This is a genomic window from Billgrantia saliphila, assembly GCF_002930105.1.
GTDB classification, from domain to species: domain Bacteria; phylum Pseudomonadota; class Gammaproteobacteria; order Pseudomonadales; family Halomonadaceae; genus Halomonas; species Halomonas saliphila.
The window spans coordinates 22,336-36,248 of sequence record NZ_PJRN01000008.1 but is presented as its reverse complement, the minus strand read 5'-3'; the positions used below and the strand labels follow the sequence as shown (position 1 = coordinate 36,248).

Sequence of the window (13,913 nt, the reverse complement as noted above, 5' to 3'; positions counted from 1 at the left end):
TTGATGCAGCTGGGCTTGCACGAGTCGGCTGCCTGGACCTGGCAGGATCTGCTCACGTTATGCAAGCCCCGGGTTGTAGTCGTGATGCTGGCCTGTGCCCTGGTGGGAATGGCATTGGCTACGCCGAGCCTGCCTTCGTTGTCGACCGTCATGGCCGGATTGGCGGGTATCGGCTTGGCTGCCGGCGGTGCGGCGGCCTTCAACCATGTGGTCGATCGCAGGCTCGATGCGATGATGCTGCGTACCTCGCAGCGGCCCCTCGCCAGTCAGCGCATGCCGACTCCGTTGGCGCTGGGCTGGGCGACGCTACTATCGGTGGCGGGAATCTCGCTGCTGTTCTGGCAAGTGAATGCGTTGACGGCGTGGCTGACGCTGGGTTCGTTGATCGGCTATGCGCTGGTTTACACCGCCTTTCTCAAGCGGGCAACGCCGCAGAACATCGTGATCGGGGGCGTTGCCGGCGCTGCACCACCGTTGCTCGGCTGGACCGCCGTGACCGGCCAGTTGGGGCCGGAGCCGCTGCTGCTGGTATTGATCGTCTTCGCCTGGACGCCACCGCATTTCTGGGCCCTGGCGATTCACAAGCGCGACGAGTACGCGCGCGCCGGCGTACCGATGCTGCCGGTGACTCATGGTGAGGCCTTCACCCGCTTGCAGGTCTGGCTCTACGGCTGGCTCACGGTGGCGGTGACGCTGCTGCCCTTCGCTATCGGCATGAGCGGGGCGGTGTATCTGTTCGGCGTGATGGCTCTGAACCTGCGTTTCATGTACTGGAACTGGAAAGTCTGGCGTGGTGGCGATCCCAAGGCGCCGCTGGCGGCGTTTTGGTTCTCGATTCGCTATATCCTGGGCGTGTTCGGGGTGCTGCTGCTGGACCACTACGCAACGCTCTGGAGCTGGTAGCGCTGCCACTCGGCGACGGGGCGAATGCCAAGGGCGCCCGGTACCGCAGGGTGCCGGGCGTCCGTCGTTCGGTCGTTGGCCACGGCAAGGTGAACAGAACAGGCCAGTAGCGTAACCAGCACATTGCTCAGCATCGCTACCACTTGGATGGCAACGTGGCATCCATGCTTGACTGATTAGCATGCCGTGTCCCGTCCGCTGGCTTGGGTTACACTGCTCGCGCACAGAGACGACCCGGGAGACTCGATGACGACGACCACCGCACTGATCCTGCTGGCCCTGGGGCTGGCCATCGTCGCCGGATTGGCAGCCTACGCCTTTACTCTATGGCGGGAAGTGAAGCGTCGTGATGCCTTTCACGAGCAGGAACTGCGACGCGCTCACGAGAACTGCCTGTCCAATCTCGAGATCGTGGCGGCCTCGCTGCTGCAGGAACAGGTCGATATCACCGAGGGAGCCTGGCGCTGCAAGATGCTGCTGGACATCCTCGACCCACGCCTGATCGAGAGGCCTGCGTTTCAGGCATTTGGCGAGGTTTATGCCCGTACGCGGCATCTGCATACCCACTCGGCTCGCAAGGCGCTGGCACCGCGTGACAGAATGCGCGAGGACCGCGAGCGCCTTGAGATCGAAGCGGAGTGGCGGCAGCCGGTTCTGAGAGCGGCACATGAAGTGATCGAATTTCATCGTGGCTGGCCGGACAGTCTTCACTGACCTCTATACAGCGTTTGTACGGTCGAGTATGTTTGCACCGCTTTGCATACTACGGCAAGCTAAGCAGTGGCTGTTGCGAGTTTTTTCCTGATCGGGAAGAGCCTGTAGTCACGCAAAGGAATGAGGTCGCGCTTTGAGCGCGGCCGAAAGCGGCCTACACTTTGAGCCGTTAGGTCAATGAGTGTCCTGACAGCGGGAGCTCATAATGTGTAGCCCCGAGATGAATCGAGAAGGAGTCTTGCAATGAAAAAATCTACGACTGGCTTACTGTTGGGTTCTGCATTGGTGATTGGCCTCTCGGGCTGTGCCACGGATTTCCAGAGGGGCGGCGAAAGGTCGGGCAGTGGCGCGACCACCGCTTCCAGCGATCGTGCCTGGTACCAGCAGCCGGTGGTTTGCGGCATTGCCGGTGGCCTGATCGGTGGCAGCATCGCTTACGCCACTAGCGGTAGCTCCGATGAGGAAGAGAACACCGCCCTCGGGGCGACCGCCGGTGCTGCTGTCGGCGGCCTGCTGTGTGCCGACCGTACACCGGAGCCCGAGCCGGTAGCCGAGCCCGAGCCGATGCCTGAGCCGGAGCCTGCACCGGTGACTGAGTTCGAGACCGTAACGCTCGATAGCGAAGTCACCTTCGCGTTCGATTCGGCCGAGATTCGTCCCCAGGCACATCGGACACTCGACGAAGTCGCCACCACGTTGCGCGAGAACCCGGACCTGCGCGTACGCATCGAGGGTCATACCGACTCGGTCGGTTCCGCTCAGTACAACCAGGATCTCTCCCAGCGCCGTGCCGACTCGGTCAAGGAGTACCTGGTTTCGCGCGGTATCGACGAGCGCCGCATGACAACGCGCGGCTTCGGCGAAGAGAATCCGGTTGCGACCAACGAGACCGATGCCGGGCGGCAGCAGAACCGTCGCGTGGAAATCATCAACTGGGATTGATCCACGTTTCTCTCCGATACGTCGGAGCGCGGCATCGGCAGGGGCACCTTCGGGTGCCCCTGCTGCGTTAGCTCTCTCGCAACCGTCCGATTTTCGCCGTCCTCTTGTGGTCCTCCCGGCTGCTTTGGTCTTTGAAATCAGTACTTGCTTTGATCGGGGCATGGCGAAGGTCATGGCCATTCTGTTAGTCTTGTGCGCTGCCGCGACGCGCAGCGGGGCCGAAGCAATGGCACCCGATCGCCCAGCGTAGTGGGTGGGCTGCGCAATTCGCGCCATGTTTCGTTACCCGTTTGCCATAGCCGCGACACGTGATCCCTGGTATGGATCACCACTGCGCAAAGGACGCCTCAATGCCCATCGTGACCCTGCCCGACGGCAGTCAGAGAACCTTCGAAGAACCCATTTCCATCATGCAGCTCGCCGAGTCCATCGGCCCCGGGCTTGCCAAGGCGTGCGTGGCCGGCAAGATTGACGGCAAGCTGGTGGATGCCGCCGACCTCATCGAGCATGACGCCGAGGCGGCCATCGTCACCGCGCGCGATCCGGAGGGGCTGGAAGTCATCCGGCACTCCTGCGCGCACCTGGTCGGCCATGCCGTCAAGCAGCTCTATCCCGAGGCCAAGGTGGCGATCGGGCCGGTGATCGAGGACGGCTTCTATTACGACATCGATTTCGGCCGATCCATCACGCCTGATGACTTGGCCGCGATCGAGGAGCGCATGAAGGTGCTGATCGACAGCGAATACGACGTGGTTCGCGAGTACGTCGACCGCGACCATGCGATGCGCACCTTCGAGCAGCGCGACGAGCCCTACAAGCAGGAAATCATCCGGGATATTCCTTCGGGAGAGACCATCCGTCTCTACTATCACAAGGAATACACCGACATGTGTCGGGGGCCGCACGTGCCCAACACTCGGCACCTGAAGGCATTCAAACTGACCAAGCTGGCCGGCGCCTATTGGCGCGGGGATGCCAGCAAGCCGATGCTGACGCGGATCTACGGCACTGCCTGGGGTGACAAAAAGCAGCTCAAGGCCTACCTGCAGCGACTCGAAGAGGCCGAAAAGCGCGACCACCGCAAGCTGGCCCGCAAGCTCGACTATTTCCACATGCAGGAAGAAGCTCCGGGTATGGTGTTTTGGCACCCCAAGGGGTGGACGCTGTGGCAGGTGGTAGAGCAGTACATGCGCAACGTCTATCACGAAGGCGGCTATCAGGAGATCCGCTGCCCTCAGATCATGGACGTCTCGCTATGGAAAAAGTCCGGCCACTGGGACAACTACGCCGAGAACATGTTCTTCACCGAGTCGGAGAAGCGCGAATACGCGCTCAAGCCGATGAACTGCCCCGGCCACGTCCAGGTCTTCAATTCGGGGCTGCGCAGCTATCGTGAGCTGCCGGTTCGTTACGGCGAGTTCGGTGGTTGTCATCGCAACGAACCGTCGGGTGCATTGCACGGCATCATGCGCGTGCGCGCCTTCACTCAGGACGACGGCCACGTCTTCTGTACCGAAGCTCAGATCGAGCCGGAAGTAACGGCTTTCCATCGGCAGGCGCTCAAGGTGTACCGTGACTTCGGCTTTGAGGACATTGCGGTCAAGATCGCACTGCGGCCGGAGAAGCGCCTGGGCAGCGACGATGTCTGGGATCGCGCTGAGGCCGCGCTGCGAGGGGCGCTGTCGGCCTGTGAGGTCGAGTGGGAGGAGCTGCCCGGGGAGGGCGCCTTCTACGGGCCCAAGATCGAGTACCACATGAAGGATTGCCTCGGTCGCGAGTGGCAGGTCGGCACTATGCAGGTCGACTTCATGATGCCGACGCGTCTCGGTGCCCAGTACGTGACCGAAGAGGGGGATCGCAAACCGCCGGTCATGCTTCACCGCGCCATCGTCGGTTCGATGGAGCGCTTCATCGGCATCCTGATCGAGCACTATGCCGGCGCGATGCCGTTATGGCTGGCGCCGGAGCAGGCGGTGATCATGACGATCACCGATGCGCAGCGCGATTATGCCGTGGAACTCGAGCGTCGCTTGCAGAAAATTGGTCTTCGCGTCAAGGCGGACTTGAGGAACGAGAAGATCGGCTTTAAAATCCGCGAACATACGTTGCAGAAAGTTCCCTATCTCTTGGTAGTGGGGGATAAGGAAGTCGAAGCCGACTCGGTTGCCGTGCGTACGCGCACTGGCGAAAACCTGGGTACCATGACCGTTGATGCCTTCATTGAGCGGATTCGGGCAGAAGGGTGGTAGCATAGGTTGGTAAAGACAGGTTGGTAACGACATCGTCAATTACCGGAACGGAGACGGAACGATCAAGCGAAGCAGCCCGCGCGGACGTCCTCAGGACAAGCGCCCCCCAATGAACGAGCGGATTACCGAGGATCAGGTTCGCCTGATCGATAGCGACGGCGAGCAGCTGGGTGTCGTGCCTACCAGCGAAGCGCTCGAGCGTGCCGAAGCGGCCGGTCTAGACCTCGTGCAGATTTCCAATGCCGATCCGATCGTCTGCAAGATCATGGATTACGGCAAGTTCGTCTTCGAGCAGAAAAAGCAGAAGTCAGCTCAGAAGAAGAAGACGAAGCAGATTCAGGTCAAGGAAGTCAAATTCCGGCCTGGCACCGACGAGGGCGACTATCAGGTCAAGCTTCGAAACCTGATTCGTTTCCTCGAAGGTGGCGACAAGGGCAAGGTCACGCTGCGTTTTCGCGGCCGTGAGATGGCGCACCAGGACATCGGCCGCAAGCTGATGGAGCGGATCGCCGCGGATCTCGAGGATATCGGGACCGTGGAGTCCTTCCCCAAGATGGAAGGGCGCCAGATGACCATGATCGTTGCCCCCAAGAAGAAGTGATCCGTAGGCCAGTCCAACGGGTGACCGGCTCTGCCGGCCACCGGCCTCGGGTTTTCTGAAAAATCTCGAGCGGAGTTAACCTCATGCCGAAAATCAAGACCAACAGTGGCGCTGCCAAGCGCTTCAAGAAGACGGCCAACGGCTTCAAGCACAAGCAGTCGTTCCGTAGCCATATCCTGACCAAGAAGTCGACCAAGCGTAAGCGGCACCTGCGCGGTATGAAGCAGGTACACGACGCCGACAAGGCCCTGATCCAGCGCATGTTGCCGAATCTGTAAGCCTTGGGTTGCCAATTTAACGTCAGGAGAAAGCCATGACTCGTGTCAAGCGTGGTGTCGTCGCACGTCGTCGTCACAAGAAAGTTCTGAAGCTGGCCAAGGGTTACTACGGTGCCCGTTCGCGCGTTTTCCGCGTCGCCAAGCAGGCGGTCATCAAGGCCGGCCAGTATGCCTACCGTGACCGTCGTCAGCGGAAGCGTCAGTTCCGTGCCCTGTGGATCCAGCGTATCAACGCCGGTGCCCGCCAGCACGGTCTGTCCTACAGCCGCTTCGTCGGTGGCCTGAAGAAGGCCGGTATCGAGATCGACCGCAAGGTGCTGGCCGATCTGGCCGTGCACGAGAAGGCCGCCTTTGCTGCCATCGTCGAGAAGGCCAAGGCTGCCCAGTAAGTGCACCGACCGTTGGCGTCGAGCCGGTAAGCCGGCTCGCACGATGCCAGACCGTCGCAGGGGAAGAGCAGCCGCTCTTCCCCTGTTTTTTTGCCAATGCGTGGCTGATGCGAATTCAGCAGGAACAAACGACTTCGGAGCTCAACGGATGGACCATTTACCGACACTGGTCACCGAGGCCCGTCAGGCCATTCAAGCGGCCGAGAGCATTGCCGCACTCGATGAGCTGCGGGTGCGCTATCTCGGCAAGAAAGGCGAAATCACTGCCCAGCTCAAGGGGCTGGGCAAGCTGCCGGCGGAAGAGCGCCCTGCGGCGGGTGAACGCATCAACCAGGCCAAGCAGGCGCTCGCTCAGGAGCTCGACGAGCGGCGACAGGCGCTATCCAGGGCCGCTCTGGAAGCGCAGTTGTCTGCCGAGCGCATTGACGTGACATTGCCAGGCCGTGGGCAGGCAAGCGGTGGCCTGCATCCGGTAACGCTCACTCTAGAGCGCATCGAGGGGTTGTTCCATCGCATCGGATACGATGTCGCCGTGGGGCCGGAAATCGAGGACGACTACCACAATTTCGAAGCGCTCAATATTCCCGCACATCACCCTGCGCGCGGCATGGCCGATACTTTCTATTTCGATGCCACCCGTCTGCTGCGCACCCACACCTCGCCGGTACAGGTGCGTACGATGAAGGAGCAGACACCGCCGATCCGGATCGTCTGCCCGGGGCGTGTCTATCGCAGCGATTCCGACCTGACTCATACACCCATGTTCCATCAGGTGGAGGGGCTGCTGGTCGATGAGGACGTGAGCTTCGCCGATCTCAAGGGCACGATCGAGGATTTCCTGCACGCCTTCTTCGAGCGCGATGACCTCTCGGTACGCTTCCGCCCCTCTTATTTCCCCTTCACCGAGCCATCCGCAGAAGTCGATATCCAGTGCGTGATGTGTAGCGGCAAGGGGTGCCGGGTCTGCTCCCACAGCGGCTGGCTGGAAGTGATGGGTTGCGGCATGGTACACCCCGAGGTGTTCCGTCACTCGGGCATCGACGCCGAGCGCTATAAGGGCTTCGCCTTCGGCATGGGCGCCGAGCGCCTGGCCATGCTGCGCTATGGGGTCAATGACCTGCGCATGTTCTTCGACAACGATCTGCGCTTCCTGCGCCAGTTCGCCTGACCGACCGCTGCAGAACAGGATTTGTCATGAAATTTTCCGAACAGTGGCTGCGTGAGTGGGTATCGCCGCAGCTGGGCGCCCAGGGGTTGGCCGACCAGATCACCATGGCCGGCTTGGAAGTCGATGCGGTGGAGCCCGTCGCTGCCGCCTTCGAGGGCGTCGTGGTGGCCGAGGTGGTCGACAAGCGACAGCATCCGGATGCCGACAAGCTCAATGTCTGTCTGGTTGACGACGGCAGCGGCGAGTCGGTCCAGGTAGTGTGCGGTGCGCCCAACGTGGCGGTGGGGCAGAAGGTACCTTTCGCGCGCGTCGGGGCCGTGCTGCCCGAGGATTTCAAGATCAAGAAGGCCAAGCTGCGCGGCGTCGAGTCCCGTGGCATGATCTGCTCCGCCTCCGAATTGGGGCTTGATGAGGAGGCTTCCGAAGGCATCCTGGTACTGCCGGACGATGCGCCGGCAGGCGAGGCGTTTCGCGCCTGGATGGGCCTTGACGATCACACCATCGAAGTCGACTTGACGCCCAATCGTGGCGACTGCCTGAGCCTCAAGGGGCTGGCGCGTGAAGTCGGCGTGCTCAATCGACTGGCCGTGACCACTCCTGTCATCGAGCCCGTCGCTCCTGCGCATGACGAGACCTTTCCGGTGCGCGTCGAAGATGCCGAGCGCTGCCCGCGCTACATCGGCCGGTTGGTCAAGGGGGTCGACGTGACCGCCGAGACGCCCTTATGGATGGTCGAGCGGCTGCGGCGCAGCGGCGTGCGCTCCATCGACCCGGTGGTGGATATCACCAACTACGTGATGCTCGAGCTGGGCCAACCGCTACACGCCTTCGACCGTGAGAATCTGCACGGGGCGGTGGTGGTGCGCCTGGCCCGCGAGGGCGAGCGGCTGGTGCTCCTCGACGGCCAGGAGATTACCCTGAACGCCTCGACGCTGGTCATTGCCGACGAGCGCGGCCCGCTGGCGATTGCCGGCGTGATGGGCGGCGAGGACTCCGGCGTCGGGCCGGCGACACGAGACATCTTCCTGGAGTCGGCGTTCTTCTCTCCGCTGGCGGTGGCCGGCCAGGCGCGCGCCTACGGTCTGCACACCGATGCCTCCCATCGCTTCGAGCGCGGTGTCGACCCTCGGCTGACCCGCGACGCGGTAGAGCGTGCCACGGCGCTGCTGCTCGAGGTCACCGGCGGCGAGCCCGGCCCATTGGTCGAAGTGACGAGCGCTGCGCACCTGCCCGGCGAGCGGCAGGTAACGCTGCGCGCGGCGCGGCTCGAGCAGGCACTGTGCAAGGCGCTGCCCGGCGATGAGGTCGCCGACATCCTCGAACGGCTGGGCATGGCGGTCAGCTTGGTGGACGATGGCTGGCAGGTTCAGGTGCCGAGCTGGCGCTTCGACATCGCCATCGAGGAGGATCTGATCGAGGAAGTGGCGCGTATCCACGGCTACAATCGCCTGCCGGTGCGCCGCCCGGCGGCGCGGCTGGCGCTACGTCCCGATCATGAGGCCCGCACCCCGCTGTCGCGGTTGCGCCGCCAGATGGTCGCGCGTGGCTACCAGGAGGCAGTGACCTACAGCTTCGTCGCGCCAGAGTTGCAGAAGGCCCTGTTGCCGGATGCCGTATCGCCGAGGCTGGCCAACCCCATCTCCAGTGACCTGTCGGTGATGCGGGCCAGCTTGTTTCCGGGTCTGGTAAGGGCGCTGGAATACAACTTGAACCGACAGCAGACGCGCGTTCGGCTGTTCGAGACCGGCCTGGTATTCCGCGGCGCGCTGGATGAGTTGCAGCAGACCCCCATGCTCGGGGCGTTAGCGTGCGGTTCGCGGTTACCCGAAGGCTGGGCTGGCGCTCGCGACAAAGTCGACTTCTTCGATCTGAAGGGCGACCTGGAGAGCTTGATCGCCATGGGTGGCGAGCCTGAGGCCTGGCGCTTCGAGCCTGGCGATCATACGGCACTGCATCCCGGACAGAGCGCGCGCATCCTGTATCGGGGTGAGCAGGTCGGTTGGATCGGTGCGTTGCATCCCGGAGTAAGAGCTGAGTTGGGGCTCAAGGTCGAAGCCTTCCTGTTCGAGGTGCGACAGGATGCGCTGACCCGTGGCCGGCTGCCGGCCTTCGATCCGCTGTCACGGTTCCCCGAGGTGCGACGAGACCTGGCTTTCCTGCTCGATGAGCGTCAGCCGGTCCAGGCGCTCCTGGATTGCGTGCGCCACCAGGCCGGCCAATGGCTGCAGGAATTGAGCCTGTTCGACGTCTATCGGGGCAAGGGAGTCGCGGAAGGCTACAAGAGTGTCGCGCTGGGCTTGACCTGGCAGCATCCTTCGCGCACGCTGAATGACGAGGAAATCAATCAGTTGGTCGATGCCATCGTCGCCGAATCGCATCAGAACCTGGGTGCCGAACTGCGCGGGTGAGCCGGAATGGCGTGCGAATGTACGCACGCCACCCCTTCACGGATCACGCTTGATGCGTGAAGGGATGCGGCGACGGGCTGGACCGCCACTCTGAGGAGTAGACATGGGAGCGTTGACCAAGGCGGAACTGGCCGAACATCTTCACGCCGAGCTGGGGCTGACCAAGCGCGAAGCCAAGGCCATGGTGGAGGCGTTTTTCGAGGAAATCCGTGCCTGCCTGCGGGAGAACGAGCAAGTGAAGCTGTCGGGTTTCGGCAACTTCGATCTACGTGACAAGCGTGAACGCCCTGGGCGCAATCCCAAGACCGGTGAGGAAATCCCCATCTCGGCACGCCGTGTCGTGACGTTCCGGCCCGGGCAGAAACTCAAGAGCCAGGTGGAGCGCTACGAAGGTCCACCGCCTTCCAACTGAGTCAGCGTGAGCCTGAATGCCACCCCATCGGGTGGCATTCTGCCATTGGCGCGTGGATCGTTGGCGCGTTGACGAAGCGGGGCCAGGCTGGGCACGAATAGCCTAGACGCCGCCACGCTCCAGCATCCATGTAATGACTACCTTGAAGACGTATCCCATCATACCGGCACCGAGCACCACGAAGAGCATGATGGTGCCGAATCGCCCGGCACGTGACTTCTTGGCCAGGTCCCAGATGATGAAGGCCATGAATAGCATCAATCCCCCGATCATGATGGGGGTGATCCAGGCCTCGAAGGTCTGCAGCATGTCGCCTCCTTGAGATAAGTCCGAGCATTATACTCAGGCTTGGCTCGGGCTGCATGTCGTGACGCGGGTTGCTGCCTGTGTCACGAGGCCGCATCATGTTAATATCGATGGAAATTTCTCAGGTTCCCCCGACATGCCAGAGCTGAAGATATTCGTCGGCACCATGTATGGTGGTGCGCTTGATGTTGCCGAGCAGGTGGCCCCGCTGTTCGAGACGGCAGGTTACGAGGTGAACGTGCTGGAACAGCCGAGCCTCGGCGATCTCACTGAAGCGCCGCCAGATCTGGCCCTGTTCTGCGTTTCCACCACGGGCAGCGGCGACTTTCCGGGCAACTTCGTGCCCTTCGCTCGCGAGCTCGACGAGAAGAGCCCGGCGCTCACGGACCTGCGCTATGGCCTGATTGCGCTGGGCGACAGCTCTTACGGTGAAACCTTCTGTGGTGCCGGGCGCCGGCTTGACGAGATGCTCCAGGGGCTGGGCGCCACCCGCCTGGGTGAGCGACTCGAGGTCGATGCCATGGAGACCTTCATGGCTGACGATGCTGCGCTGCCATGGGCGGAGGCTTGGATCGAAGAGCAACGGCTGGCGGTTCTCTGACGATGGGAGCCACGCCAACAGCCGAACGTCTCAGTCTGCTGACGGGCCTGCTGATATTGATGCTGGCTACCATTCCCCGCTATGTGGCCGGCGGAAACGACAACCGCCTGACCCTGATCGTAATGGCTCTCGCGGTGGTCGCCGTCGTTGCGCTGATGCACTGGCGCATGCTGGAAAAGAGCGAGCGCGAACGGTTGCCGCAGCTGTTCAAGCGCCTGCTTCTGTCACTGGCGGCGGGTATGGCCTTGATGGGGATATGGCATGCGCTGTTCACCGCCTGGATCAGCTGGCAGCTGCTGATTGCGCACGGCGCCACCCTGGGCCTGCTGCTGCATGCCCTGTGGCTGTGGTGGCGTCCGGTCGACGAGAGACACTGACCGGCGGCGTCCGATCGAGACGCCGCTGTATAGACCTTGGCTCACCGAATCACACCAGCTGCCAATCACACCAGCCGATAGCAGGGCACGTATTCCTGCCCTGGCAGTTTCATCCGCCCCTGGGCGACGAACGAGCCGAGCAGTTCGTCCAGACGTCGCATCAGCTCGGGCTCGGCATGCAGCGAGAAGGGGCCATGGGCCTCGATGGCGCGCAGCCCCCGCTCCTTGACGTTACCCGCCACGATGCCCGAGAAGGCGCGTCGCAAGTTGGCCGCCAGCTCATGCACTGGCTGTTTGGGGTGGAGTGCCAAACCGGCCATGGCTTCGTGGGTCGGCTCGAAGGTTTCCTGGAAGTTGCGTGCGATAGTCAGCCGCCAGTTGAAATGGAAGGCGTCCTGATGGGCGCGACGGAACTCGGTCACGGCATCGATGCCTTCGCGCATGGTGCGGGCCACCTCGACGGGGTCGTCGACGATGATGCGATACTTGGCGCGCGCCGATTCGCCCAGCGTGTAGACCAGGAACTCATCGATGCGCTTGAAGTAATCGGCGGCGCTGGCCGGGCCGGTGAAGATCACCGGCATTTCCATGTCGGCGTTGTCGGGGTGAAGCAGGATGCCCAGGAGATAGAGGATCTCTTCCGCCGTACCGACGCCTCCGGGAAAGACCACGATGCCATGGCCGATGCGGATGAAGGCCTCCAGGCGCTTCTCGATGTCGGGCATCACCACCAGTTCGTTGACCAGCGGATTGGGCGCCTCGGCGGCAATGATGCCGGGCTCGGAAATGCCCAGGTAGCGACCATCGGGTACGCGCTGCTTGGCATGAGCCAGGTTGGCGCCCTTCATGGGGCCCTTCATGGCACCCGGGCCGCAGCCGGTACAGATATCGAGCTCACGCAGGCCAAGGTGGTAGCCCACGTCCTTGGTATAGTCGTATTCCTCCCGCGTGATCGAGTGCCCGCCCCAGCAGACCACGATACCGGGGTCGCGGCCGGGCTTGAGCGTGCCGGCCTTGCGCAGGATGTGGAAGACCGCGTTGGTGGTGCCCTCGCCGGTGCTCAGGTCGAAGCGCGCGTGATGCTGGATCTCGTTGTAGACGTAGACGATGTCACGCAGCACGGAGGAGAGATGTTCGCGGATACCGCGGATCATCTTGCCGTCGACGAAGGCCTCCGCCGGGGCGTTGGTGACCTTGAGCCGGATGCCGCGATCCTGCTGGATGACCTCAATGTCGAAATCGTGGTAGGTCTCCATCAGCACCAGGCTGTCGTCGGTGACGCTTCCGGAGCTCAGCACGGCCAGCGCGCAGCGGCGCAGCAGATCGTGCAGACCCGCCTTAGAGGTATCGCGCAGGCGGTTCACTTCGTGTTGTGAAAGCACTTCCAGGCTGCGAAGCGGAGAGACGATGCTGGAAATGGTATCAGGCATGAAAACGGTCCTTGTGTGATCGGTGCGTCGAGTGCCGTCAAGGACGGGGCCGGGCGCAATGAACTCGTCATGATGCTAACACGCCGGCCGGCAGGGCGCAGCGCTGCGCCGTCGGGGCCGGTTTGTTACAATGGCGGCACCCGGTTTCGGCCGAACCCGCAGGCGATGCGACATGTTCAACGCCCAGTATTTTCGCACTTTCATCACTTTGGTCGAGACCGGCAGCTTCACCCGGACCGCGCGACGCCTGGACATGACCCAGCCCGGGGTCAGCCAGCACGTGCGCAAGCTCGAGCAATACCTCGACAAACCGCTGCTGGTACGGCAGGGCCGACGCTTCATGCTCACCGAAGCCGGACGCCGTGCCTACGATTACGGCCTGCGCCTGTTCGCCGAGCATGAGCAGTTCCGGCATTCGCTGGATGACGATGCCCTGGACACAGGCGAATGCCGCATTGCGTCGCCGGGCAGCGTGGGGCTGATGCTGTATCCCTATATTCTCGGCCAGCAGCAGATGACGCCGGGGTTGACGGTAAACTACAGCTTCGCCTTCAGTCATGAGATCGTCTCCGACGTGCTGGCCGGCCGCCACGACCTGGGGATCGTCACCGAGCCGATCCGCCATCCGGAGCTGGATTGCCGGCTTTGGCACCAGGAGCCACTGTGCCTGGTGGTGCCGGCCGATTTCACCGGCACTTCGCTCACCGAGCTGATGGGCATCGGCTTCATCAACTATTCGGACGGCGTGAGTCACGCCGGGGCGTTGCTTCGCAGCAATTTTCCCGAGGAGTTCCGCTCCATGAACCAGTTCCGTCGCCAGGGGTTCACCAACGAGGTGGCAATGGTGCTGGATGCGGTGGCTCGTGGCCTGGGCTTTACCGTGGTGTCGAGGCTGGTGCTCGAGACCTCGCCCTGGCAGCGTCAGGTCAAGGAGCTCGACCTGCCCGTGGCCGAGCATGAGGCGCTGCATCTGGTGAGCCGAGCGGGAAGTCGCGTGCCGCGCCGTTACGAGCGGCTGCTCGAAGGCTTCCGCGAGCAGCGGTTGCGCGAGCGCTTCGGATACGGCGAGGTGGTGTCACCGCTATAACCTCGGCATTTCTCGAAACGGAAACGGCCCGCCGAGTAGGCGGGCCGT

General features: G+C 62.7%; 15 protein-coding genes. 13 read left to right on the top strand and 2 right to left on the bottom strand.

Translation table 11 applies throughout. The features are described 5' to 3' along the window. Positions 1-3: 3 nt before the first annotated feature. From cyoE to ihfA, 10 genes are all read left to right on the top strand, one after another. On the top strand, positions 4-903 hold the full coding sequence (cyoE, locus tag CYJ07_RS10590) for a heme o synthase (RefSeq protein ID WP_231489613.1): 900 nt from the start codon (positions 4-6) through the stop codon (positions 901-903). 246 nt (positions 904-1,149) lie between these two features. Then, entirely contained in the window at positions 1,150-1,617 is a 468-nt protein-coding gene (locus CYJ07_RS10585) for a DUF2489 domain-containing protein (RefSeq protein WP_104203672.1), read from the top strand. A gap of 243 nt (positions 1,618-1,860) precedes the next feature. Continuing rightward, positions 1,861-2,559 (top strand): OmpA family protein, encoded by a 699-nt coding sequence (locus CYJ07_RS10580; RefSeq protein WP_104203671.1) that lies wholly within the window; start codon positions 1,861-1,863, stop codon positions 2,557-2,559. 350 nt (positions 2,560-2,909) lie between these two features. Then, a complete protein-coding gene (thrS, locus tag CYJ07_RS10575) occupies positions 2,910-4,808 on the top strand; it encodes a threonine--tRNA ligase (RefSeq protein ID WP_104203670.1) in 1,899 nt (632 codons plus the stop codon). A 31-nt stretch (positions 4,809-4,839) separates the two neighbouring features. Then, complete coding sequence (infC, locus tag CYJ07_RS10570; RefSeq protein ID WP_479688552.1) at positions 4,840-5,409, top strand: translation initiation factor IF-3; 570 nt, start codon at positions 4,840-4,842, stop codon at positions 5,407-5,409. Between the two features lie 83 nt (positions 5,410-5,492). Beyond that, positions 5,493-5,687, top strand: a complete 195-nt coding sequence (rpmI, locus tag CYJ07_RS10565; RefSeq protein ID WP_104203668.1) for a 50S ribosomal protein L35 — start codon at positions 5,493-5,495, stop codon at positions 5,685-5,687. 35 nt (positions 5,688-5,722) lie between these two features. Then, a complete protein-coding gene (rplT, locus tag CYJ07_RS10560) occupies positions 5,723-6,076 on the top strand; it encodes a 50S ribosomal protein L20 (protein ID WP_104203667.1) in 354 nt (117 codons plus the stop codon). A 148-nt stretch (positions 6,077-6,224) separates the two neighbouring features. Further along, entirely contained in the window at positions 6,225-7,244 is a 1,020-nt protein-coding gene (pheS, locus tag CYJ07_RS10555) for a phenylalanine--tRNA ligase subunit alpha (RefSeq protein ID WP_104203666.1), read from the top strand. A gap of 26 nt (positions 7,245-7,270) precedes the next feature. Further along, complete coding sequence (gene pheT / locus CYJ07_RS10550) at positions 7,271-9,652, top strand: phenylalanine--tRNA ligase subunit beta (RefSeq protein ID WP_104203665.1); 2,382 nt, start codon at positions 7,271-7,273, stop codon at positions 9,650-9,652. A 103-nt stretch (positions 9,653-9,755) separates the two neighbouring features. Beyond that, positions 9,756-10,064 (top strand): integration host factor subunit alpha, encoded by a 309-nt coding sequence (gene ihfA / locus CYJ07_RS10545; RefSeq protein ID WP_104203664.1) that lies wholly within the window; start codon positions 9,756-9,758, stop codon positions 10,062-10,064. Between the two features lie 102 nt (positions 10,065-10,166). On the opposite strand, the gene CYJ07_RS10540 is transcribed toward ihfA, so the two are convergent. Further along, positions 10,167-10,373, bottom strand: coding sequence for a DUF2788 domain-containing protein (locus CYJ07_RS10540; RefSeq protein ID WP_104203663.1), 207 nt, complete (start codon positions 10,371-10,373; stop codon positions 10,167-10,169). A 133-nt stretch (positions 10,374-10,506) separates the two neighbouring features. Between CYJ07_RS10540 and CYJ07_RS10535 the strand changes: the two genes are divergently transcribed. Both CYJ07_RS10535 and CYJ07_RS10530 read left to right on the top strand, forming a co-directional pair. Then, positions 10,507-10,971 (top strand): flavodoxin domain-containing protein, encoded by a 465-nt coding sequence (locus tag CYJ07_RS10535; RefSeq protein ID WP_104203662.1) that lies wholly within the window; start codon positions 10,507-10,509, stop codon positions 10,969-10,971. Between the two features lie 2 nt (positions 10,972-10,973). Beyond that, positions 10,974-11,348, top strand: a complete 375-nt coding sequence (locus CYJ07_RS10530; RefSeq protein ID WP_104203661.1) for a hypothetical protein — start codon at positions 10,974-10,976, stop codon at positions 11,346-11,348. Positions 11,349-11,413: 65 nt separating this feature from the next. Here CYJ07_RS10530 and ppnN read toward each other — a convergent pair whose 3' ends face one another. Beyond that, entirely contained in the window at positions 11,414-12,778 is a 1,365-nt protein-coding gene (gene ppnN / locus CYJ07_RS10525; RefSeq protein WP_104203660.1) for a nucleotide 5'-monophosphate nucleosidase PpnN, read from the bottom strand. A gap of 172 nt (positions 12,779-12,950) precedes the next feature. On the opposite strand from ppnN, the gene CYJ07_RS10520 reads away from it, so the two are divergent. Further along, complete coding sequence (locus CYJ07_RS10520) at positions 12,951-13,865, top strand: LysR family transcriptional regulator (RefSeq protein ID WP_104203659.1); 915 nt, start codon at positions 12,951-12,953, stop codon at positions 13,863-13,865. Positions 13,866-13,913: the final 48 nt, after the last annotated feature.